20 protein-coding genes are annotated in these 22,614 nt (G+C 72.6%); 5 read left to right on the top strand and 15 right to left on the bottom strand.

The genetic code is table 11. The features are described 5' to 3' along the window. Nucleotides 1–134: 134 nt before the first annotated feature. From trxA to CLV72_RS10840, 8 genes are all read right to left on the bottom strand, one after another. The gene (trxA, locus tag CLV72_RS10875) at nucleotides 135–458 is read right to left on the bottom strand and encodes a thioredoxin (RefSeq protein WP_106244219.1); all 324 of its coding nucleotides are present in this window, start codon (nucleotides 456–458) and stop codon (nucleotides 135–137) included. 29 nt (nucleotides 459–487) lie between these two features. Continuing rightward, the gene (gene trxB / locus CLV72_RS10870) at nucleotides 488–1,429 is read right to left on the bottom strand and encodes a thioredoxin-disulfide reductase (protein ID WP_106244216.1); all 942 of its coding nucleotides are present in this window, start codon (nucleotides 1,427–1,429) and stop codon (nucleotides 488–490) included. 187 nt (nucleotides 1,430–1,616) lie between these two features. Next, nucleotides 1,617–2,285 (bottom strand): hypothetical protein, encoded by a 669-nt coding sequence (locus tag CLV72_RS10865; RefSeq protein ID WP_106244213.1) that lies wholly within the window; start codon nucleotides 2,283–2,285, stop codon nucleotides 1,617–1,619. 107 nt (nucleotides 2,286–2,392) lie between these two features. Continuing rightward, nucleotides 2,393–3,016, bottom strand: coding sequence for an RNA polymerase sigma factor SigM (gene sigM, locus CLV72_RS10860; RefSeq protein ID WP_106244210.1), 624 nt, complete (start codon nucleotides 3,014–3,016; stop codon nucleotides 2,393–2,395). An 8-nt stretch (nucleotides 3,017–3,024) separates the two neighbouring features. Continuing rightward, nucleotides 3,025–4,566 carry a protein kinase family protein gene (locus tag CLV72_RS33190; RefSeq protein WP_106244206.1) on the bottom strand — a complete coding sequence of 514 codons (1,542 nt, stop codon included), beginning with the start codon at nucleotides 4,564–4,566 and terminating at the stop codon, nucleotides 3,025–3,027. 222 nt (nucleotides 4,567–4,788) lie between these two features. Further along, nucleotides 4,789–6,591, bottom strand: coding sequence for a murein biosynthesis integral membrane protein MurJ (gene murJ / locus CLV72_RS10850; RefSeq protein WP_106244203.1), 1,803 nt, complete (start codon nucleotides 6,589–6,591; stop codon nucleotides 4,789–4,791). A 392-nt stretch (nucleotides 6,592–6,983) separates the two neighbouring features. Beyond that, the gene (gene murJ, locus CLV72_RS10845; protein ID WP_106245397.1) at nucleotides 6,984–8,594 is read right to left on the bottom strand and encodes a murein biosynthesis integral membrane protein MurJ; all 1,611 of its coding nucleotides are present in this window, start codon (nucleotides 8,592–8,594) and stop codon (nucleotides 6,984–6,986) included. A 237-nt stretch (nucleotides 8,595–8,831) separates the two neighbouring features. Beyond that, on the bottom strand, nucleotides 8,832–11,117 hold the full coding sequence (locus tag CLV72_RS10840; RefSeq protein ID WP_146159412.1) for a DUF6049 family protein: 2,286 nt from the start codon (nucleotides 11,115–11,117) through the stop codon (nucleotides 8,832–8,834). A gap of 532 nt (nucleotides 11,118–11,649) precedes the next feature. On the opposite strand from CLV72_RS10840, the gene CLV72_RS10835 reads away from it, so the two are divergent. Further along, nucleotides 11,650–13,122 carry a CCA tRNA nucleotidyltransferase gene (locus tag CLV72_RS10835; RefSeq protein WP_425428066.1) on the top strand — a complete coding sequence of 491 codons (1,473 nt, stop codon included), beginning with the start codon at nucleotides 11,650–11,652 and terminating at the stop codon, nucleotides 13,120–13,122. 10 nt (nucleotides 13,123–13,132) lie between these two features. Here CLV72_RS10835 and CLV72_RS10830 read toward each other — a convergent pair whose 3' ends face one another. Beyond that, a complete protein-coding gene (locus tag CLV72_RS10830) occupies nucleotides 13,133–14,269 on the bottom strand; it encodes an ROK family protein (RefSeq protein ID WP_170140949.1) in 1,137 nt (378 codons plus the stop codon). Nucleotides 14,270–14,332: 63 nt separating this feature from the next. On the opposite strand from CLV72_RS10830, the gene CLV72_RS10825 reads away from it, so the two are divergent. Further along, complete coding sequence (locus tag CLV72_RS10825; RefSeq protein ID WP_106244192.1) at nucleotides 14,333–15,037, top strand: HAD-IA family hydrolase; 705 nt, start codon at nucleotides 14,333–14,335, stop codon at nucleotides 15,035–15,037. A 495-nt stretch (nucleotides 15,038–15,532) separates the two neighbouring features. On the opposite strand, the gene CLV72_RS10820 is transcribed toward CLV72_RS10825, so the two are convergent. Both CLV72_RS10820 and CLV72_RS10815 read right to left on the bottom strand, forming a co-directional pair. Beyond that, nucleotides 15,533–16,051: a pyridoxamine 5'-phosphate oxidase family protein gene (locus tag CLV72_RS10820; RefSeq protein ID WP_106244189.1), complete on the bottom strand. Its 519-nt coding sequence runs from the start codon at nucleotides 16,049–16,051 to the stop codon at nucleotides 15,533–15,535. 64 nt (nucleotides 16,052–16,115) lie between these two features. Further along, a complete protein-coding gene (locus CLV72_RS10815; RefSeq protein WP_106244186.1) occupies nucleotides 16,116–16,538 on the bottom strand; it encodes a hypothetical protein in 423 nt (140 codons plus the stop codon). Between the two features lie 382 nt (nucleotides 16,539–16,920). Between CLV72_RS10815 and CLV72_RS10810 the strand changes: the two genes are divergently transcribed. Then, nucleotides 16,921–17,214, top strand: coding sequence for a hypothetical protein (locus tag CLV72_RS10810; RefSeq protein WP_106244183.1), 294 nt, complete (start codon nucleotides 16,921–16,923; stop codon nucleotides 17,212–17,214). Between the two features lie 339 nt (nucleotides 17,215–17,553). Here CLV72_RS10810 and CLV72_RS10805 read toward each other — a convergent pair whose 3' ends face one another. Together CLV72_RS10805 and CLV72_RS10800 are read right to left on the bottom strand one after the other, a co-directional pair. Continuing rightward, entirely contained in the window at nucleotides 17,554–18,198 is a 645-nt protein-coding gene (locus tag CLV72_RS10805) for a DNA alkylation repair protein (RefSeq protein WP_211302846.1), read from the bottom strand. A gap of 175 nt (nucleotides 18,199–18,373) precedes the next feature. Next, nucleotides 18,374–18,865 carry a MarR family winged helix-turn-helix transcriptional regulator gene (locus CLV72_RS10800; RefSeq protein ID WP_106244176.1) on the bottom strand — a complete coding sequence of 164 codons (492 nt, stop codon included), beginning with the start codon at nucleotides 18,863–18,865 and terminating at the stop codon, nucleotides 18,374–18,376. A 55-nt stretch (nucleotides 18,866–18,920) separates the two neighbouring features. Between CLV72_RS10800 and CLV72_RS10795 the strand changes: the two genes are divergently transcribed. Beyond that, nucleotides 18,921–20,033 (top strand): hypothetical protein, encoded by a 1,113-nt coding sequence (locus tag CLV72_RS10795; RefSeq protein WP_106244173.1) that lies wholly within the window; start codon nucleotides 18,921–18,923, stop codon nucleotides 20,031–20,033. 54 nt (nucleotides 20,034–20,087) lie between these two features. Here CLV72_RS10795 and CLV72_RS10790 read toward each other — a convergent pair whose 3' ends face one another. After that, entirely contained in the window at nucleotides 20,088–21,167 is a 1,080-nt protein-coding gene (locus tag CLV72_RS10790) for an inositol-3-phosphate synthase (RefSeq protein ID WP_106244170.1), read from the bottom strand. 42 nt (nucleotides 21,168–21,209) lie between these two features. Next, nucleotides 21,210–21,863: a PadR family transcriptional regulator gene (locus tag CLV72_RS10785; protein WP_106244166.1), complete on the bottom strand. Its 654-nt coding sequence runs from the start codon at nucleotides 21,861–21,863 to the stop codon at nucleotides 21,210–21,212. A 321-nt stretch (nucleotides 21,864–22,184) separates the two neighbouring features. On the opposite strand from CLV72_RS10785, the gene CLV72_RS31720 reads away from it, so the two are divergent. After that, nucleotides 22,185–22,553, top strand: coding sequence for a hypothetical protein (locus tag CLV72_RS31720; protein ID WP_146159411.1), 369 nt, complete (start codon nucleotides 22,185–22,187; stop codon nucleotides 22,551–22,553). The last annotated feature ends 61 nt before the right edge of the window (nucleotides 22,554–22,614 follow it).

Raw genomic sequence — 22,614 nt, 5'->3', positions numbered from 1 at the left:
CCGCTACGGTCAACGGCGGCGGCCCGGTCGATGCCGGGGCCGCCGCCGTTTCACGTGAAACACCGCGGTGCGGACGAGGAGCGGCATGGAAAGAGGCGGCCACCCTGCGGTGGCCGCCTCCTTCGCCGTGTCGGTCAGATGAAGTCGCCGAGCTCCCGCAGCAGCATGGCCTTGGGCTTGGCGCCGATGATCTGCTTCACGACCTTGCCCTCGGAGAAGACGCCGAGGGTCGGGATCTGCATCACGCCGTAGTCGCGAGTGACCTTGGGGTTCTCGTCGACGTTCAGCTTGACGACCTTCAGCTTCTCGCCGTGCTCGGCCGCGATCTCGTCCAGGATCGGCGCCACCTGACGACACGGACCGCACCACTCGGCCCAGAAGTCGACCAGCACCGGCTTGTCGCTCTCCAGTACGTCCGCCGCGAAGCTGTCGTCGGTCACCTTAGGGGCGTTGGACACGTCTACCACTCCAGTTCAGCTAATCGAAATCACACGTCGGCGTCGGCCAGCTCGGCGAGATAGCGTTCCGCGTCCATGGCCGCCGAGCAGCCGGTGCCGGCTGCCGTGATGGCCTGGCGGTAGCGGTGGTCGACGACGTCGCCGGCGCCGAACACGCCGGCGATGCTGGTGCGGGTGGAGGGGGAGTCCACCGACAGGTAGCCCTCGTCGTCCAGCTTGAGCTGGTCGGCGAAGAGCTCCACCCGGGGATCGTGGCCGACCGCGATGAACAGGCCCGTCACGTCGAGGGTGCTCTCCTCGCCGCTGACCCGGTTCCGCAGCCGGATGCCGCTGAGCTTGTCCTCGCCCAGGACCTCGGTCACCTCGGAGTTCCACACGAAGCGGATCTTGTCGCTGGCGCGGGCGCGGTCGGCCATGATCTTGCTCGCCCGCAGTTCGTCGCGGCGGTGCACGATCGTCACCGAACGGGCGAAGCGGGTGAGGAAGGTCGCCTCCTCCATCGCGGTGTCGCCGCCGCCGATGACGGCGATGTCCTGGTCGCGGAAGAAGAAGCCGTCGCAGGTGGCACACCACGACACGCCCCGGCCGGACAGGCGGTCCTCGCCGGGCACGTTCAGCTTGCGGTGCTGGGAGCCGGTGGCCACGATGACGGCCTTGGCGCGGTACTCGCGCTCGCCCACCCGCACCACCTTGGGGCTGGCGCTGAGGTCGACGGAGCTGACGTCGTCGGCGACGAGCTCGGCACCGAAGCGCTCGGCCTGCTTGCGCATCCCGTCCATCAGGTCGGGGCCGAGGATGCCTTCGGGGAAGCCGGGGAAGTTCTCGACGTCGGTGGTGTTCATGAGCGCACCGCCGGCGGTGATGGAGCCCTCGAAGACCAAGGGGTCGAGCTGGGCGCGTGCGGCGTACACGGCAGCGGTATAGCCGGCCGGCCCCGAGCCGATGATGATGACATTGCGAACGTCGTTCACGCTCGTCGGTCCCCTCCCGCTCAGGCGGTGCTGCAACGATCTGTGCGGATCGCGGCTGCGGTGACCGGACGACGGCGCTCCATCGTCCACAGGATCAGCCGAGGCATCGCGTTCCGTCGGTCTCAACCGATCCTAGGTCCTGCCCATTCCCCGCCGGTCACGGGACGAGCCGTTCCGACGGGGAGGGTCAGGGGATGTCCGGGAGATGGACCACGTCCAGCACGTCGCCATCGCCGCCGGTGCACTGGCGGCTGGTGATCACGACGTCGTACTGGTCGTCGGCGCTGGGGAAGAACACGGCGAAGGCCGGCTGCCCCTCGAACTGCGCCACGTCCACCACCGCGGGTTCGCTGCCCTGCCGTTCGACCGCGGCAGGCAGGCATGCGTCCAGATCGGACCGGATCGCCTCGGTGTCGCCCACGGGCACGGCGTCGTCACGCATCTGCTGGAGCACGCCGGTCAGCTGCGACTGCAGCAAGTTGGGCGAGTACTCCGTGCCGCTGGTGATGACGTCGAGCTGCGCGACGTCGACCGTGGGGACCTCGCCGACCGCCGCCGGAGGGTCCTGGTTGACGAACTGCGCCGCGACCGTGGCACCGCCGCCGATCAGCACCGCCGCCGCGGCCGCCGCGACCAGACCGCGCATCCATCGGTTGCGCCGCTGGGCGCGGCTGATCGGTACCACCTTCCCGATCCCGTAGTCGGGCTGGTAGGCGGGGTCGGCGGGCCGCCGTGCGGCTTCCTCGGCCTCCCGGGCGAGTGCGGAGTCGATCCGCGCGGCCACCCCCGCCGGCAACGGCGGAGCGGGGGTCGCGGCGAGCATCCGAGACAGGTCGTTCAGGTCGGCCAGTTGCATGCGGCACTCGGCGCACGAATCAAGGTGCGCCGTCACGGAGGTGGCTCTGTCGGCTGACAGCAACCCCTCCGCGTGGTCCGCGAGGGTGTCCAAATCGATGTGGGGCATCACGACTGGCTTCCACCTCCTCCCTCCGATGAGACGTGCGGAGCCTGGTTTCGGTTCCGCAGGTGCGCCACGTGGGGGAGGAGACGAGCCCGGCCGCGGGCGCAGCGGCTCTTGACCGTGCCCACGGCCACATCGAGGATCCGGGCCACCTCGTCGACGGGGTAGCCGAGCATGTCGACCAGGACCAGCGCCGAGCGCTGCTCCATCGGCAACTGCAGCAGCGCCGACTTGACGTCCATGGCGGCGTCGCTCGACCCGGTGGGGTCGGAGACGACGCCCTTGCCGTGGCCGAGCGCGAGGGTGTCGAGATTGGCGTCGTCGCCGACGGGGGTGGCCGGGCGGACCATCCGGCGGCGCATGCGGTCCAGGCATGCGTTGACCACGATGCGGTGCAGCCAGGTGGTGACCGCTGAGTCGCCGCGGAAGCGGTGCGCGGCGCGGAAGGCCGACACGAAGGCGTCCTGGAGTGCGTCGGACGCCTCTTCGGGGTCGCCGAGGGTGCGGACCGCCACTGCCCACAGGCGGTCTCGGTGCCGACGTACCAGTTCGCCGAAGGCTCGGTCGTCGCCCTGGGTGTGTCGGGTCAGTAGTTCAGCGTCTGGGAGTTCTCCCACCGCGTCCATCACGGCATTCACGAGTTCCCGCGCAGCTCGACTTCATTGACATGGACTCGGAAGTTTTCGTCATTATCAGGGGGAAGCTGGGTGAACCACAACACTACGTAACGTCCCTCCACCGGCTCGTCCAGCTCGAAGGGGACTTCACCACCCGGACCCGCGGACGAGCCAACGGTCTCCAGGGCGGCGATATCGGGCTGGTCACCGATCATCACATCGAATTCGGCGCCGGTCACGTCCGCCAGCACGACGTCGATCTCGGCGACCGACACGGGGGCTCCCATGTCGAGCACCAGCCCCACACCGTCCTTCAGCCGACCGAAGTCCGCGGTGGTGTACCACTGGGTCTGCCAGGAGGTGGCGGGGTCGCCGTCGATGGCGTTGGGTGCCGATTCGTTGTCCGTACCTTCACTCCCGACCATATCGAGCGTGCTCGCCGCGGATACGGCGAGTTGCTCGATTTCCGGAGCGGTATCGGTGGGGGAGGTGCTGGGCTCGGGGCCCAGCGGACCGCCGGGCGCGCTCGCGGCGCGGCCGATCAGCCAGCCGCCGACGCCGACCGCGGCCACCACCACGATGACGATCACGGCGACCAGCGCGCGGTTCACCATCGGCTCGGGCGCGGCGGCGCGCCGGCCGCGGCCGGACCGCGGCGGGCCGGACGGGGGGTCGCGGCGGACCGGCGGCAGCAGGTCCTCGTAGCGGTCGTATCGGCCGATCATGGTGTCGGCCGGGGGAGCGGCGGCGAGCGCCGGGGCGGCGACGTGCACCTCGGGCACCGGGATCGCCCGCGGCACGTCGAGCAGCGCGGCGGCCACCTCGGAGGGGGCGGCCAGCGGGGCGCGGCCGCGCTGGGGGGTCTGGAAGGCGGCGCGGCAGGTGATCGCGTCGAGCTCCATCGGCACGTCGGGGGAGACCTGCCGGGGCGCGGCGACCTGGCCGCCGAAGACGGGGGCGGGCGGCAGCATGGTGGGGTCGGGCCCCGGCCAGCGGCCGGTGAGCGCCGCGTACAGCAGCCGGCCCAGGCCCTGGGCGTCGGTGCGCCCGGGATCGGCGACCTGGCCGCCGACCAGGGCGGCCTCCACGCCGACGCCCATCACCTTGAGGGTGCCGCTGTTGGTCCAGAACAGCTGCGAGGGGCTGAGGTGCAGGTGGTACAGGCCCGCGGCGTGGGCGGCGGCGAGCGCTTCGGCCGCCTCGCTGACCAGGGCGGCGGCGTGCTCGGCCTCCAGCGGGCCGTCGGCGACGAGTTCACCGAGGTGCTGACCGCTCACCCACTCCTCGACCACGTAGGCGACATCGCCGCCGGCGGCGCCGTCGTTGGCGTCGAAGATGCGGGTCACCCGCGAGTCGGTGAGCCGACTTGTCGCCCGGGCCGCCATGACGACATCGCGGATCCTCGGGAACTGCGGGTGGAAGGTGCGGACCGCGACGGGTCGCGCGAGCGTTTCGTCGATCGCTTCCCACAGCGCGGCGCCCCCTGAGTCGGTGACGCGGCCCTTGAGGAGGTAGCGACCGTCGAGGCGGGTTCCGGGTTCAAAGGTGAAGGCGCTCATGCCGCGGACGCAGTGGGCTGGCACGGCGGGCACCCGCGGTGGACGTGGCCGACCCACGACGCACGGCAAGCAGGTGACACCGACACCGGCCCCCCAGACCTCCCTCCGGGACCCTGGTGGGTGGGCGCTATCAAACGATGGTCCTGCACCATGGTAGGACGCCGGAAGTGTCCATATGGTTGGCCGCCGCCTCCGTGACGGCGTATGTACGCTGAATTTCGCTCAGCGGCCCTTCTCCGCGCCACGTCGCAGGAGTCGCGTGCGCACCATGGTAAGGAAAGTTGTGACTTCTGTCACTTTGAGCAGTCGGGCGCTCAGAATGAACAGCAGCACTCCGCCGGCCGTCCCGACCACCATGGACAGCACGGACGCCAGCGTGGCGCTCGGCAGCGCCCCGAAGGCGAAGATCATCGCCATCGCGAACACCGCGCTCGGCACCGCCGACGCATAGAGCGCGAGGGTCGTCCGCAGCACCCGCCGGCCGTCCAGGCCCGCCAGCTTCCGCGACAGCATCACCCAGGCGATGGCCGCGGCGACCATGTAGTACAGCCCGTAGGCCACCGGCATCAGCAGCACGATCCGGGTCGGCTCGACCGTGAACAGGATCGTGAACGAGACCGCGGCGTGCACCACCTCGCTCGGGATCGCGATCAGCGCGGGGGTGCGGGTGTCGCCGAGCGCGTAGAAGACCCGCAGCTGCAGCTGGAACAGCGTGAACGGGATCAGCATCAGCGCGAAGACGGCCAGGATCGCGCCGATGTTGCGCGCGTCGTCGACCGAGGTGCTGCCGCGCGCGTACACCAGCGTGCAGAACTGGGTGGCGAAGACCGCCAGCGCGATCGAGGTGGGCACGATCAGCACCGACGACATCCGGAAGCCGTTGGAGAAGTCGTCGCGCACCAGGTCGCGGCGGCCGTCGGCGACGTGCGCGCTCATCCGGGGCAGCAGCGCGGTGATGACGGAGACCGCGATGATCGCGTACGGCAGCTGGAACAGCTGGAAGGCGTACTGGTAGGCGGTGATGCCCGAGCCGGCCTCGGCGCTGCGCGCCCCGGCGGAGGTGGTGACGTTCGTGGTGACCAGGAAGCCGAGCTGGTTCACCGCGATGTACACCAGCATCCAGCCCGCGGTCCTGACCGCCTCGCCGAGGCCGGAGCCGCGCAGGTCCAGGCGGGGCCGCCAGCGGAACCCGGCCCGCCACAGCGAGAAGAGCAGCACCGCGCTCTGCACGGCCATGCCCGCGGCGGTGCCGATGCCGAGCAGCTGGATCTGGCCGTCGGTGATCGACTCGGGGGTGGTGCCCGAGCCCGCCTGGAGCAGGAAGAGGCTGCCCACCGCCATCACGGTGATGTTGTGCAGGATCGGCGCCCACATCGGCGCGGCGAAGCGGTTGCGGCTGTTCAGCATGGCGCTGGTGATGCCGCTGACCCCGATGAAGAAGATCTGGGAGAGCAGGAAGCGCGCCAGCGCGACGGCGACCTCGCGCTGCGCCGGTTCGAACTCGCTGGCGTAGATCCAGATCAGGAACTCGGCCGCCGCGATCGCCGCGACGGTGACGGCCAGCAGCGCCAGCACGGTGAGGGTGAACAGGCGCTGCTCGGTGGCGTCGCCGCCGTCGGCGTCCAGGCGCTTGCGCTTGACCAGGAAGGGCACGATGACGCTGGCCAGCAGGCCGCCGATCAGCAGGTCGTAGACGGTGAACGGCACCATGTTGGCGGCCTGGTAGGCGTCGCCGAGCAGGTGCACGCCCAGGGCGGCGGCCAGCACCAGGGTGCGGCCGAATCCGGTGGCACGCGACACGACCGTGCCGAGCGCCATCACGGCGCTGGAGCGCATCAGGTTGGCGGGGGCGGCGTGCGCCGCGCCGCCGATCTCGTCGCCCTCCTCGCCCGGCCGGTCGGCGGTGCCGAGGTCGCCGATGTCGCTGGGGTCGCGGCGGGTGAGCGGGCCACCCCGGTCGGCGCGCGGCCGCCCGTCGGCCTCCGACGGCTCGCGCTCGGCTCCGTCGGCGCTGTCCTTGCGCACCCGTCACTCCCTCGGTCGGCACGCCGGGCCGCGGGCGGGCGGCGGCAGGGCAAGGCCCCTGGCCCGGCAACATGATCATGTCCGTCCATCCCATGGTGGTGGACCCCGACCAGCGCACGAGCCGCTTTGGCCGCGATCGGACAGTAAGGGCCCAGCCCTCCTGCCCCTCCCTACCAGGGGGCAGACCACCCGACGCAAGCGCCGCCGGAAAGTCTGGTGGCTGTCAAGGGGGGATGCCAGGGCGGGGCGGTGGGGGCTGTGGACGGGGGTGCGGTGGTCCACAGGTGCCTCCTCGGGCTTGACGGCGGGACTCCGCTCCGCGTGATTCGGCCGGGCGCGCGAGGGGCCCCGGCGCACCGCGCCGGGGCCCCTCGCGACGGGGGGGAAGGCCGTCAGCCGCGGCGCAGCAGGCGGCCGCGGACCATCGCCAGGAAGGACGACACCTCGCGGACGCCCAGCCACTTGGCGAAGAGCACGAAGAGGAACATGCCGATGCCGCCGCCCACCAGCAGGGACAGCAGCGAGGGCAGCACCACCCCGGGGAGCACACCGAAGGCCAGCACCATCGCGACCGCGAACACCGCGCTGGGGATCGCGGCCAGGTGCATCCGCAGCAGCGAGCCGAGCACGGTCCTGCCGTCCAGGCCGCCGAGCCTGCGGGCCAGCACGATCCAGGCCACGACGGTCCCGGCCACGAAGGACAGCATCGATCCGGCGGCCACCCCCATCACGACCTGCTGCGAGGGCAGCACCAGCAGCGAGGCGACCGCGACGGCGCCGTGCACGACCACGTTCACGAAGCTGATCAGCGCCGGGGTGCGGGTGTCGCCGAGCGCGTAGAAGACCCGCAGCAGCAGCTGGAACAGCGAGAAGGGCACCAGCCCGATCGCGAACACGGTCAGCACCAGGCCGATGTTGCGCGCGTCGGCGTCGGAGGTGCTGCCGTAGGCGAACAGCAGCTGGCACATCGGCACCGCGAAGATCGCCAGCGCGACGGCGCCCGGCACCAGCAGCACCGAGGACATCCGCACGCCATTGGAGAAATCGTCGCGCACCAGGTCGTTGCGGCCCTCGGAGGCGTGCCCGCTCATCCGGGGCAGCAGCGCGGTGATGACGGAGACCGCGATGATCGCGTACGGCAGCTGGAACAGCTGGTAGGCGTAGTTGTAGGTGGTCAGGCCGGCGCCCACCGCCTCACCGGAGGTGACGCTCTCCACACCCGCGCGGGTGGCGACATTGGACGTGATCAGGAAGTTCAGCTGGAGCGAGACCAGGTAGACCATCATCCAGCCCGCGGTCTTCACCGCCTCGCCCAGGCCGGAGCCGCGCAGATCCAGCCGGGGCCGCCACCGGAAGCCCGCCTTCCACAGCGGCGGCAGCAGGACCAGGCCCTGCGCGACCATCCCCAGCGTGCTGCCCACGCCCAGCAGCACCACGTCGGCGTCCGACACCGTGTCGGGAGTGGCGCCGATCCCGGCGACCAGCAGGAAGGCCAGGCCGGTGGCGATGGTGATGATGTTGTTCAGCACCGGCGCCCACATCGGGGCACCGAAGCGCTCGCGCACGTTGAGCATCGCCCCCGCGATGCCGCCCAGGCCGACGAAGAAGATCTGCGCCAGCAGGAAGCGCGCCAGCAGCACCGCCACCTCGTGCTGGTTGGTGGTGAAGCTGCCCGCGTACATCCGGATCAGCCACTCGGCGGCGGCGATGGCCACGGCCGTGAGCACGAACAGCGCCACCACGGTCACCGTGAACAGCCGCTGCTCGGTGGCCTGGCCGCCGTCGGCGTCCAGCTTCCTGCGCTTGACCAGGAAGGGCACGATGACGCTGGCCAGCAGACCGCCGAAGAGCAGGTCGTAGATGATGAACGGGATCGTGTTCGCGGCGGTGTAGGCGTCATTGAGCAGCTGGGTGCCGAGGACGACCGCGAACACGACCGTGCGGGCGAAGCCGGTCAGCCGCGAGGCGAGCGTGCCCAGCGCCATCACCGCGCTGGAGCGCATCACGTCGGAGCCGCCGCCGGACCGCTCGGCGGCGGGCTCGTCCCGCGGCTCGGGTCCGGCCGGCTCCGCGGTCCGCCGGTCCGTCGGACCGGTCGTCTCGTTGGTCACCGCATGCCTCTTTCGTCGTGCTGTCGTGTCGGTGGCGCACTCCCGGCCGGACGGCCGGAGGACGGGCGCCGCCGGTCCGGAAAGGAGTGCCGGGACCGGCCCGAGGATCGGACCGCGCGCGTGGAGCGATTATCGACCTGTTCGGGGGTCCTCGGCGCTCTTCCGGGGAAATGCGCCGGTCGTGCCGCGGACGGCGATCGGGCGGCGCACCGGGCGGCTGGTGACGGCCGGCCGCGCGGGCCGCTCGGGCGTGGACGCGTCCGGCCGCCAGGAGCCGTCGTCGGCGCGGGGCGCGGGCGCCGGGGGCTCCTCGTGCCGCCCGGCCCGCCGGATCCGGCGCAGCACCCGCATCCCGACGGCGCCGACCAGGATCGCCACCGCGGCCACGGTGATCCACATGGCGGTGGAGCCCAGGCCGGTGACCGCCACCGGCATCACCACCGCCTCGGCGCCCTCGCTGATCGGCCTGCCGTCGGTGCCCGACAGCTGGAGGGTGATCTCGCTGGGGCCGTTGATCCCGGCCCGCAGCGGGATCTGCACGGTGGCGCGGCCCTCGGACCCGATCTCCAGCACGTCCTCGAATTCGCCGACCTCCAGCCGGGCCGGGTTCTCCGACACCGCCGTCAGCCGGACCGTGACGGCGTGGTCCAGGTCGTTGGCGACGACGACCGGCGCGGTGCCGCTCTGCCCGGCCAGGGTGATGGGCTCCCCTGGCACCACCCGGATCTGGGCGGCGTCGGCGGCGACCGCGGTCGACACGGCGTCGCGCAGTTGGGCGGCGCGGTCGCGGTAGGTGGCCCAGGAGGCCGACTCCATCCGCAGCACGGCGCGCTCGAAGGCCCGCTCGGCCGCGCCCTCCTCGGCCGACAGGGCGCCGGTCAGGTTGGTGATGTCGGTGCGCACCGCGGCGACCTCGTCCAGCGCCTGCCGCCCGAGCGCGGGCGCGGCGCCGTCGGGGATGCGCAGCTCGCCGCGCAGCCCGGTGGAGTCGGTGCCGTCCACGGCGTCGGCGAGGGAGACGGGCTGCAGCCAGGAGGCGGAGCGGGTGGCGTCGAGCAGGCCGGCGGCGAACTCGGGGTCGGGGTTCCAGTGCCGGTCGGGGGCGGCCACCACGGTGCGGGAGTCCTCGGGGCGCTCCAGGCTGATCAGCGCGGTCTCGGCCAGGAAGAGCTGCCGCGCCTGGGTGGCGGCCGTCGCGGTGCGGGTGTCGGCGGAGATCGCCTCGGTGATGCCGCTGTCGGTCACCACCGCGTTCAGCTCGCCCTGCACGGAGGAGATGGTGGCGGCCGCGTCGGGGGTGTGGCCGACGTCGGAGCGCACCGGGAGGGCGAGGTCGCTGACGACGAAGGTGTCGGTGCCGCGTGCCGCGAGCACGTCGCGCGCGTCGGGGTCGAGCATGCCGTCGGGCGCCCAGGAAATGCCGTTCTGCACCACGCTTTCCAGCACCCGGTTGGCGGCGACGGTGCCCTCGGTGACGGCGCTGTTGATGTCCTCCTCCAGGCCGCCGTCGATCAGGCCGACCACGTCGGGGTCGGCATAGGGCGTGGTGATGAGGCTCTCGGGTTCGACGGCGCCGCGCAGGTCCTCCAGCCAGGCGCGGGCGTTCTCGCTGCCGGGCACGGCGGAGGGCTCGGGCGCCGGCTCCGCGGACGGCGACGGGGCGTCGGGGGCGGGCGGCTCCGCGGCGAGCTGGTAGGACTCGGCCGCCATCGCCTCCGCGTCGTCCAGCAGGGCGGGGTCGATGGCCCAGGTCAGCGGGATGGTCGACGCGTCGCCGACGGCGAGGAGCTGCCCGAGGCGGCCGTCGGGGGCCAGCGAGGTGTCCAGCTGCTGGTCCAGGAAGGTGGTGTCGTCGACGCGCTGGGGGGTGTCGATCAGCGGCCAGATCCAGGCGACGCTGGTGGGGTCGGGGGCGTTGGCGCCGTCGAAGGGCAGCAGGGTGCGCTCGTAGGCGATGCGCACTCCGGCGCCGTTGACCGCCTCGATCGCGATCGGGTACACACCGAACTCGGTGAACGGCAGCTCGGCGGCCGGCACCTCCAGCGACCAGTCGCTGGACTCGTTCACCCCCAGGGTGCCGCTCACCGACTCCGACACGGACAGGCCGCCCGGCTCCAGTGACCCCTCCAGGTACTCCTGGAGGGCGTCGCGGCTGGTCAGCGGGATGGCGGAGTAGCGCAGCCGCACATCGACCTGCGGCTGCTCGAAGTCGGTGACATTGGTGACGCTGCCCGACACCCGGATGGTGCTGTCGGGGTCGGGCGCCGACGGGGTGAGCCGGTCGATGGCCAGCGGCACTTCCGTCGCGCGGGTCTCGGCCTGGGCCGGCGGCGCGGCGGGGACGGCGCCGACGGCCGGCAGCGCGGCGGCGAGGACCGCCGCGGCCGAGGCGAGCATGCGAAGAGGTCGAGTCAACGTAGATCCGCCAGCGTCGGGACGCGTCCGGGGCGGACGCGTCCGGCTCGGTAGGACTGCCGCACCGTACTGCGGATGTCGCCCGGGTGCGCGGCGATCGGACGGGCGGCCCGGCACCGCGGTGCGCGCGAGCCGATCCGGGGACGGTGCGGCTCCGGGCGTCGGGGGTGCGCTGCCCGGATCCGCGGGCCGGCCACCCGATCGGCGCGGGTCGCGGCCCTCATGACAATACCGTCCTGAGTTCCGGCGGGAGCCGTGGAATCGCAGTGACGGTGCGGGATTCCGGCCGATCCGCTCGGCGGAGCGCCGTGCCGCTCGCGGAGTCGGCGGCACGGGCGCTGGGCGGCGCGGCGGCACATGTACTCAGCGTACGAGGCGAGCGGGGGTGCGCGCCCGCCACGGCGCCCCCGGCGGGTCACGGCGGGGCGCGAAACCGCCCGCGCGGCGGGCGATCGGCGGCGGACCGCAATGGATTCGCCTGTGTCCGGCTCAACCTCTAACCTCGATTTTCGTGCCGAACCAGCGACCCGACCTGACCGCCACCCAGCGCGCCGCCATCGAGGAACTGCTCGGCCGCGTCTCTCCCGTGGCCGACGCGCTCGGCGAGCGCTTCGCGGCCCAGGGCCGCGAGCTGGCGATCGTGGGCGGAACCGTGCGCGACATCATGCTGGGCCGCTTCGGCAACGATCTCGACCTCACCACCGACGCCGAGCCCGAGCAGATCCTCAAGCTGGTGCAGGGCTGGGCCGACGACGTCTGGACCGTCGGCATCGAGTTCGGCACGGTCGGCTGCCGCAAGGACGGGCAGCAGCTGGAGATCACCACCTACCGCAGCGAGTCGTACTCGCCCAAGTCCAGGAAGCCGGCCGTGCGGTACGGCGACTCCCTGGAAGGCGACCTCGCCCGGCGCGACTTCACCGTCAACGCGATGGCGGTGCGCCTCCCCGGCCACGAGTTCGTCGACCCCTACGGCGGAATGGCCGACCTGCGGGCGAAGGTGCTGCGCACTCCGGGCCGCCCGGAGGACTCCTTCAACGACGACCCGCTGCGGATGATGCGGGCGGTGCGCTTCGCGGCGCAGCTGGGCTTCGCCGTCGACCCGCCGGTGCGCGAGGCGGCCGCCGCGATGGCCGACCGCATCGCCATCGTCTCGGCCGAGCGCGTCCGCGACGAGCTGGTCAAGCTGCTGCTCTCCGAGCGGCCGCGGGCCGGCGTCGAGCTGCTGGTCGAGCTGGGCCTGGCCCGGCACGTGCTGCCGGAGATCCCCAAGCTGCGCCTGGAGATCGACGAGCACCACCGCCACAAGGACGTCTACGAGCACTCCCTGACCGTGCTCGACCAGGCCATCGAGCTGGAGCACCGGCGGAACATGCCGCCCGACCTGGTGCTGCGGCTGGCGGCGCTGCTGCACGACATCGGCAAGCCGCGCACCCGCGCCTTCGAGGCGGGCGGCCGGGTCACCTTCCACCACCACGAGGTGGTGGGGGAGTCGATGGCGCGCAAGCGGCTGGCGGCGCTGCGCTTCCCCAAGGACGTGGTCGCCAAGGTCGCCAAGCTGGTCGGGCTGCACCTGCGCTTCCACGGCTACGGATCCGGGGAGTGGACCGACTCCGCGGTGCGCCGCTACGTGCGTGACGCCGGCGATGAGCTGGAGCGCCTGCACGTGCTGACCCGTGCCGACTGCACCACCCGCAACCGGCGCAAGGCGACCGCGCTGTCGCGGGCCTATGACGACATCGAGCGGCGCATCGAGCGGCTGGCCGAGGAGGAGGAGCTGGCCAGGCTCCGCCCCGACCTCGACGGCAACGAGATCCAGCGGGTGCTGGGCATCGGCCCCGGCCCGCTGGTCGGCAAGGCCTACCGCTTCCTGATGGAGCTGCGGCTGGACCGCGGCTCCATCGGGGTGGAGGCGGCCACCCGCGAGCTGCTGCGCTGGGCGGCCGAGGAGGGCATCGCCCCGGCCGGCGGCGCGTCCGGCGCTGAGTCCTCGGACGGGACCGAGTAGCGGCGGGCGCTCAGCGCGCCGCCTCCGGGGCGGCCAGCAGCGGGGCGAAGGCGAGGTCGGCGGCGCCGCGCAGCTCGGTGTCGGGCAGCTCGGCCGCGACCACGCCGGGGCCGCTGGCGCGGGCCACCACCGAGGCGCGCAGCGGGCCGGTGACCAGCTCGGGGCGGAGCCGCAGCACGCGGGCGTGCCGGCCGGCCAGCACGATCCGGTCGGGGCTGGTGAGGTTCACCAGGGTGAGCAGGCCGGCGCCGATCGCGCGGGCGACCTCGTCCACCGCCGCGAGCAGCTGAGCGTCACCCGCCTCGGCGCCGTCCAGGACGCGGCCGGCCAGGGCCGGTTCGCCGGTGAGCCCGGCGGCGGCGAGCAGGGCGCCGCTGTCGGCGTAGGTCTGCAGGCAGCCGCGCGCTCCGCACGGGCAGGGCCGCCCGCCGGGGACCAGGCACAGGTGCCCGACCTCCATCGCGTAGCCGCTGCCGAGGTAGAGCCCGTCGCCGTCGACCAGCGCGCCGCCGATGCCCACGTCGGTGCAGGACAGGAAGAGCAGGTGCGCGGCGCCGCGGCCCGCGCCGTAGCGGTACTCGGCCACCGCGCTGAGTGGCGCGTCGCGACTCAGCTCCACCGGCAGCGGCCCGAAGTGCTCGCGGGCCAGTTCGCGGCCGGGCACGTCGACCCAGTCGAACATGGTGGCCGAGGCGATGCGGCCGTCGCCGGGGCCGACCATGCCGGGCACCGCGATGGCCGCGCGGCCGGGCGGGCGGTCGTCGGACAGCTCGCGCGTCCAGGCGGCCAGCTGGGCGAAGACGGCGGTGGGCTCCCGGTCGTCGGAGGGGAAGCCGCGCGAGGCGCGGGCGAGGACGCGGTGGCCGAGGCCGACGAGGGCGAGTTCGGCGCCGGTGCGGTGCAGCCGGATCGCGACGACCGCGGGGCCGCCGGGGGCCGGCTCGATCAACGGCGACGGCCGGCCGCGGCCGGCCGGTTCCGCGGGCGAGGCGACGCGCAGCATGCCCAGCTCGCTCAGCGCCTCGATGGCGAGGCCGATGGCGCTGCGGGACAGGCCGAGCCTGGTGGTGGCGGCGGAGCGGCTGATCCTGCCCTCGCGGTGCACCAGGGTGAGCAGCCGGGAGGCCGCGGAACGTGGGCTGTGCATCGCCTCTCTCATTTTGTAAAATGAGTGAACAAAAACTTTCCGACAGCTCCGGAGGAGCCAGCAGTGACCCTTGCCGACGTCCGGGGCGCCACCGCGCCCGGCCACACCACCATCCTCGTCGACGCCATCCTCTTCGATCTCGACAACACCCTGCTCGACTCGGGGGCGGTGGTCGAGCGGGTCTGGACGGAGTGGGCGGCCCGGCACGGCATCGACGTGCGCGACGTCCTGGCCGTCTCGCCCGGACGGCCGGGCCACGAGGTGATGGCCGAACTGCTGCCGGGCCGCTCGGCGGAGCTGAACCACGCCGACAACGCGGTGATGCTGGCCCGCGAGGAGCGGATGCTGGACGGGATCGAGGCGCTGCCCGGCGCGCTCCGGCTGCTGCGCGGCCTGCCGGCGGAGCGCTGGGCGATCGTCACCTCGTGCAGCCGCTCGCTGGCGCGGGCCCGGATCGCGGCGGCCGGGCTGCCCGAGCCGGAGGTGCTCATCACCGCCGACGACGTGCGCGCGGGCAAGCCCGACCCCGAGTGCTACCGGCTGGGCGCCGAGGCGCTGGGCGTCGACCCGCAGGCGACGGTGGTGGTCGAGGACGCTCCGGCCGGGGTCGCGGCCGGCCTCGCGCTCGGCGCGACCGTGCTCGGGGTCGGGCCGCGCTGCGCCGAGGGCGCGCCGCCCACCCTGGCGGTGCCCGACCTGGGCGGGGTCCGGGTGGCCGAGACCCCGGCGGGCTGGCTGAGCCTGAGCGTGCCGGCCGTGCTGCGGTAGGCGGCGGCACGGCCGTCGCGCGGGTGGGTGGCGGAAGCGGACCCAGCCGGTGCGGCGGCCGGAAGGAGGGCCCGGCACGGGCCGGAGCGTTGCGGGCGGCGGCCCGCACGCGTGCGCGGCGGCGATCCCCTGCTCGCCGATATGGCCCCAGCGTCGGGCGAGTCTCCACCTCAGGTACAGCCCGAGCTTCCGGCTGGACCCGCCTGCCTCGGCGCGCGGCAGCGCACCCGGACCGGTGCGCCGGACCGTCCGTCCGACGAACCGGGCCCGCGTCCCGCCGGCCAGGTGAGCAGGGGTCCCCGCAGAGTCGTCCATCAGGACCCAGCTCCGGCGGCGGTGCGCGGCGCGCACGGCCGGGCAGCGGCCCGCGCCCGAGAAGCGGCGCCCGACCGCAGACGATACCGCTCCCGCGCCTTCCTGGGAGGGCTGAGTTCAGAAAGAAATCCCAGGTCGCTGCATGCGGGAGCGAGTGCCGGTCGGCCGGTGAACCCGGCCTCAGCCGCTGAGCAGCTTCGCGACGTCGGGGGCGTAGACGGTCATCCAGTGCGGGCGCAGCCGGTAGTAGACGACCTCGTCGTCCCAGTCGAAGGCGTTCTCGCCGTAGAAGTCCTTGAAGTAATCGAGCAGTGCGGGCCAGTCCGCGGCCGGCTCGCCGTGCTCGGGGTTGAGGACCTCCACGGTGCCGTGGGTGAACACGCCCAGGTCCTCGCCGCGCAGGTGCGCGGCGCTGGCGGCGGGGCGGGCGGCGAGGTGGCGGGCCTTGGCGGCGGTGCGCGCCGTGCCGAAGTGCCAGGCGCCGTGCAGGAAGTGCCCGTCCACGCCGCTGATCCGCGGCTCGCCCTTCGCCGTCACGGTGGACAGCGCGAGCGTGCACATGCCGGTCAGGACCTGGGTGAGCTGCGCCGCGGTGATGGTGCGCTCGGCGACGATCGAGCGCAAATGGGTGGTGGAGCGGGCCAGGGAGGCGTCGAGCAGCGCCTGGAGCCGGTCGATCTCTTCGAGCGTTTCACGCATCGCGCCACTGTAGCCAAACCGGCCCCGCGATGCCGCGGGGCGCCATCACGGGGCCGGCCTGGATTCACAGGTCGAACCGGTCCAGGTCGGCCTGTCCGGATTCGCTCTTATAGGACAGCAGATGGGGCTCGCCGTACAGTTCGAACGGGGTCATCGTCGTCCAGCCCGTCGTCCACTGCCGGGTCCAGACGTTGCTGTAGCCGCCGCTCTTGTCGAATTTGTCCAGGCTCGTGTCACCCGAGCCGCTCTTGTAGGAGAGCAGGTAGTAGCCGCCGTACATCTCGAACGGATAGAGCGTCGTCCAGCCCGTGGTCCAGCGCTGGGTCCATATGTTGCTGTATTCGCCGTCCTTATGGAACTTGTCCAGGCTGGCGTGGCCTGATCCGCTCTTGTACGAAAGGAGATAGTACTCGCCGTACAGTTCGAAAGGGTGGAGCGTCGTCCATCCCGACGTCCAGTCCTTCCTCCATACCTGAGTTATGTCCATAAGTAGATTTTTACTTTGGATCGGAATCCCGGTCAACCCTGTTCGGGAATTTGCGGAATGATCGTTTATTGATTCGGATTATCGCTTCGAAAGTGGGCTGATCGGGCATAAGGTATATCGATCAATAGGGGCGGTCGAACGGATATCGCGGAGCGGGTCCCCATGGTCGGCGGCCATGACGGGTTCCGGTAGGGGCTCTTGTGTGCGTCTGATGCGTCCGGATATCCTGCAAGGCTTTCCACTCTCGTGGATCGCAGGTGCCGGGTCGGCCGGGGCCGTGGACGGAGGAGAAGAGAGGAGCGTGGTCGCGGTGCAGCGGAGTACCTGGCCGCCCGCCCGGAAGGTCCGGGAGCCACGGGCGGCGGTTCCGGAGCGAACGACCATGTCCCGTACGGACAAGACGAAGCCGGTGTGGGTGCGCTTCCTGGAGCACGGCCCTCGACCGGTCCACGACCACCGCTACGGTCCCTGCGACCTGCCCCCGGCCCTCACCCGGGAGGAATCCGGCACACGCTGCCGGTGGATGCCCGCGATCGGCCAGACCTGCTGCCTGGGACCCAACGGACGCGCCGCCAAGAGGGAGATGGGCGACTGGAGGCGGGCCCACAACCGCAGGGACCGCTACGCGGCCCGGCTCGAGGCCCGGCGCTACGCCACCGGAGAGCTGGACGACTGACCCCGTTCACCGCCGGACACCGGAGCGGTGCCGACCCGGTCGCTCCCTGGGAGCGCCGCAATCCCGCCCCCGCCCCGCCCCCGCCGGCCGCCCGAGCCGGTCGGCGGGGCCGCGCGGGGGGTCGCACGTCGGCCGGACGTCGGCCGCACCCCACCCACACCCCGCCCCGACCAGGGGGCACGCCACCCCAAAGGAAAGAACCAATCCCCACGCGTCCAGGGTGCGGCTTGTCAAGGGGGAGCGTCCAGGGGAGGCGGGGGGAGCTGTGGATAAGTGCTCGGTCCGAAGGTTCTCTGTGGACAAGGGTTTCGGGGGACGGCGGCGGGCCCGCCTGCTCGACTACTCGTCGTCTTGTCGGCGCACCATCTCGGTGATCCAGACGGGCGCGAACGGGGACGTGCACCCGGGGGGAGTCGGGTAGTCCTTGAGCACCTCCAGGCGCTCGCCGATGGCGATCGCGCGGGCGCGGTGCTCGGCGTGCTCGATGCCGATCTGGGCCAGGCAGTGGTTCATCGCCCACTGCAGGCGGTCCGGGGCGTCCTTCATCTCGGCCTCGATGACGTCGAGCAGGCCCGCGAGGTCGAGGCCGGCGGGCCGCTTGGCCACGCGTTCGGTGGTCAGCGCCCATCCGGCGCTCGCGACCGCGGGATCGGGATCGGCCGACCAGGCCAGGCGCAGCGACTCCGCGTGCGGGTTCTTCTTCACCACGTAGTTGACCAGCCAGTCGTGCACCTTGGGGGTGCGCGCCTCGCGCAGCATGGCGTCCAACTCGTCCCGCTCGAAGCTTTTCGGGCGGCAGATCAGGATGGCCAGCAGCCGCGCGGCGCCGTCCCGCGTCTCCCAGAGGCGGCGGGCGAGTTCCGGCCGCGTCTTCAGCCGCTTCGCGAGCGCGCGCAGCTTGCCGAGGTTCACGCCGTGGTCGTCTCCGTGCCTCTCGTTCACCGCGCGCGCCTTCGGGTCCTCCAGCCCGGCCAGCTCGGCCATCACCTCGGCCACCGTCGGCTCGGTCAGCGTCGTCTCGGCCACCTCGACCTCCTGCTCATCGCGTGCGGGCTTCAGGGTACGACGGAGGCCGGCCCACCGGTACGGGCGGCCGCCGGGCACGCGAGCCGCGTCCGCGCAGCTGAGAAGCCTTCCGACGCCGCCGGAGCCGCCGCGGTCAATCGGCCCCCTCGGCGCGGTGGTCCGAGGCCAGGCCCGCCACCCGCCGCAGGAAGCGCTCGACGGCGGCCAGTTCGTCATCGCCGAACTCGTCCATGGCCGCCACGATCCGCTCGTTGAGCCCGCCCCAGTAGGCGTCCCTGGCCCGCCGGGCCGCCGGGCTCGGCACCAGCAGCACCCGCCGCCGGTCGCCGGTGTCGCGGACGCGCCGGACATGGCCGGCCCGCTCCAGGCGGTCGACGAGGGCGGTCACCGACGCCGAGGGCAGCCGCAGCGCGCTGCCCAGCCGGCCGGGCGTCATCGGTGCCGCGCCGCCACCGTCGTCCGGGCCGCCGTCGCGGGACGCGTCCAGCACCAGCAGCAGGGCCTCTCCCTCGGCGCCCTGCAGCCCGTGCAGCCGGTCGAAGTCCTCGCCCAGCCGGGCCAGGGCCAGCGCCGCGTCGAACAGCTGCTCGGACAGCCGCTGGTGCTCGGGCTTGTGTCGGCTCATGGTCGCATTCTAATCTCTCTCTAAAGCCGAGAGATTCGAAAATGGAGAGAGTCGGATGCTGAGAGACCAGGTGGACCGGTGGCGCGCCTCGGGGGCGAACGGGGCGGTCGCCTTCTTCGACATGCTCACCGGCCTCCGCCCGGTGCGGAACGTCTGGGGCCTCAGCGACCCGGACGTCCACCGGATCGACGGGCGCTGGGTGATGTTCCTGGGCGGCTTCACCAACCGCTTCAAGGTGCTGCTGTTCGCCGCCGCCCTCCCCGAGGGCGCACCCCTGTCCAGCACCGAGTGGGCGCTGATCACCGACCCCGCCCGCCCCGACCGCGCGCTCGCGCTGGCCCCGGCTCCGCCCAGGGGCGAGTGGGACGCAGGCGGCAGGCACACCCCCTCCTACGTCCGCGGCCCCGGTCCCGGCGGCCGGGAGGAGGAGCGCGTCTACTACGCGGGCCACGCCTCCCGGGCGGTCACCGGCCGCCGCAGCCGGTACGCCATCGGCTTCCTGGCGCGCACACCGGCCGGCTGGCGTCGGCACGGCCCCCCGGTGCACACCGGCACCCCCGAGCGGCCCAGCGTGCTGGAGCCGCTGGTCCGCTGCGACGACGGCGTCTGGCGCATGTGGTACCTGTCCGCCCCGCACGAGGTCGGCCGCGGCGAGCTGCCCGACTACCGGCTGGAGCACGTCGAAGGCGACGACGGCCTCCGCTGGAGCAGCCCGCGGGTGCTGTTCTCCACCGAAGACGGCTACTTCGACAACGCCGTCCAGCGGGTGGACGGCCACTACGAGATGGTGGTCGCCCGCGGCACCAACCTGTACGGCACCCCCGGCTACCCGGCGCAGGGGCTGTGGTGGCTGCGCTCGCCGCGGCCCTCGGGCCGGCGGGCCGACTGGACCGGCGCACCGGTGCGGCTGCTGGACACCGACGCCGAGCCGCTGCCGTGGTTCGCCGACGGCGGCTGCGGCCCGTCGTTCCACTACGGGGACACCGAGGCCGACCGCGACACCATGTACGTCTTCTTCACCGGCACCCGGGCGCTCGGCTGGCCGAAGGCGGCGGCCGCCCGGCTGGCGCGCCTCCGCCGCCCCCCGGTGCCCGCACCCTTCTACCTGGCGACCGGGCGCATCGCCATTCCCGGGTTCAGGACCCGGGACCCGCGCCCGGCCGGGTGAGAGCCGTCCCACCGCCCCGGCCGGCGGGTGGCCGGCCGGGGCGGCGGAGCGGGCTCAGCGCTCGATCTCGCCGCGGATGAAGCGCTCGACCAGTTCGCGCGCCTCGCTGTCGGAGTGCTGCTCCGGCGGCGACTTCATGAAATAGGAGGAGGCCGACAGGAGCGGGCCGCCGATACCGCGGTCCTTGGCGATCTTGGCGGCCCGGATGGCGTCGATGATGATGCCGGCGGAGTTGGGGGAGTCCCACACCTCCAGCTTGTACTCCATGTTCAGCGGCACGTCGCCGAAGGCCCGCCCCTCCAGCCGCACATAGGCCCACTTGCGGTCGTCCAGCCACGGCACATGGTCGGACGGGCCGATGTGCACCGAGCCCTGGCCCATCTCGCGGGGAATCTGCGAGGTGACCGAGCGCGTCTTGGACAGCTTCTTCGACTGGAGCCGCTCGCGCTCCAGCATGTTCATGAAGTCCATGTTGCCGCCGAAGTTCAGCTGGTAGGTGCGCTCCAGCGCCACCCCCCGCTCCTCGAACAGCCGCGCCAGCACCCGGTGGGTGATGGTGGCGCCCACCTGCGACTTGATGTCGTCGCCGACGATCGGCACCCCGGCGTCGGCGAACCTGGCCGCCCACTGCGGGTCCGAGGCGATGAACACCGGCAGCGCGTTGACGAAGGCGACCCCCGCGTCCAGCGCGCAGCGCGCGTAGAAGCGGTCGGCCTCCTCCGAGCCCACCGGCAGGTACGACACCAGCACGTCGGCGCCGGTCGCCTTGAGGGTGGCGACCACGTCGACGGCGTCGTCGTCGGACTCCTCGATGATCTCCCGGTAGAAGCTGCCCAGACCGTCGTAGGTGGGTCCGCGCTGCACCAGCACGCCGGTGGGCGGCACGTCGCAGATCTTCACGGTGTTGTTCTCGCTGGCCGAGATCGCCTCGGCCAGGTCGCGGCCGACCTTCTTGGCGTCCACGTCGAAGGCGGCCACGAACTCGATGTCGGACACGTGGTACGGCCCGAACCTGACGTGCATGAGGCCGGGGACCTGGGCGGCCGGATCGGCGTCCCGGTAGTAGTGGACGCCCTGGACCAGGGAGGCCGCACAGTTGCCGACACCCACGACGGCTACGCGTACCGAACCCATCAGCTGCTCCTTCGGTTGTTGGTGGTCGCACCGGCGCGGCTCTCAGTCCGCGTCCCCCCGGTCGGTGCCGCTCGACGGCGCGTGGCGGCGCTGCTGCGCGCCGCGTTCCCCGGCCGCGGCCCGTTCGCGGCCGATCAGCTCGTTCAGCCAGCGGACCTCGCGCTCCACGGACTCCAGGCCGTGCCGCTGCAGCTCCGCCGCGTACCCGTCCTGGCGCTCGCGGGTGCGGGCGAGCGCCGTGCGGCAGCTCTCCACCCGCTCCTCCAGCCGGTTGCGCCTGCCCTCCAGGATGCGCAGCCGGATATCGGCCCTGGTCTGCGCGAACAGGGTGAAGTGCACACCGAAGCCGTCGTCCTCCCAGGCCGCGGGCCCCGCCTCCGCCAGCCTGCGCCGCAGGTGCTCGCGGCCTTCGGGGGTCAGCCGGTAGACGATCTTGGCCCGGCGCCCGGCCAGCGGCCGGGCCGGCGCCCCGCGCCCGGGATCGGCGGCCGGGACGCGCGTGTCCTCGGCGATCAGCCCGCGGCGCAGCAGGTCCTTCAGGCACGGGTAGAGGGACCCGTAGGAGAAGGCGCGCAGCGCGCCGAGCGTGGTGTTCAGCCGCTTGCGGAGCTCGTAGCCGTGCAGCGGAGCGTCGGCGAGCAGGCCGAGGACGGCGAGTTCGAGCGCCTTGGCGCGGTCGGGCCGGCGTGCGGCCATGGTCCCTCCTCCCCGGTGGCCCGGTCCGCCGCCGGCGGCCCGGCGGCGGGCGCCGACCGAAAGTCCGCCGAACGGCAGGCATATATCGAGTCGATATATCACGACGATACGTCCTGCCCTATACCTCCGCAACCAGCGCTTTCTTGGCGCTAAACCGGCCTTCTGGGACAAATGTCAGGTACGGGGCAACGGTGCGGGGGCATGGCGCGTACGCTGACCCCCATGTGCCCACAGCGACGCGATCGCACAGAGTGGCCGGTGCGCCCCGTCCGGCGACCGGTCCGCTCGTGGGCCCGTGCGCGGCGATGTGATGCTCCGCACGTGCCGATGATCTTCGGCGACGCCCGGGAGCGGGCGAGCGTCCCGTCCCTGATCCGCCGAAACGCCGATTCGCCCACCCGTGCTCTCGGCTATGGTGGCGACGTCACGAACGCAGTCAGCCGTGGTCACGCACGCCGTCACCCGCCGCGCCACGGTTACGCTGAGGCGTTCACGCACAGCAGTGGACACCGGGTCGGCCGCGCGGCGGACCGCTCCGTGTGCGCGCACGCCACCGCCCCCGACCCGGCCGACGCGCCGGACCTGCCGATGCGGAACCGCGTCCGTTATCTGTACGAGATCGCGGTTCGGGCACTAGCGTCTATTCGCCGGTTCCCGCTCACCCGCCGGTCAGTCCGTCGCATCAACTGAACGAGGACGCGTGAGTACCAGCAACCCCCGTGATTTTGAAGGTCGCCGCCGGGCGGAGGAG

Source organism: Allonocardiopsis opalescens (assembly GCF_003002095.1).
GTDB classification, from domain to species: Bacteria; Actinomycetota; Actinomycetes; order Streptosporangiales; family Streptosporangiaceae; genus Allonocardiopsis; species Allonocardiopsis opalescens.
Note: the sequence above shows the minus strand (reverse complement) of the source record. Positions and strands in the feature narration are given on the sequence as shown.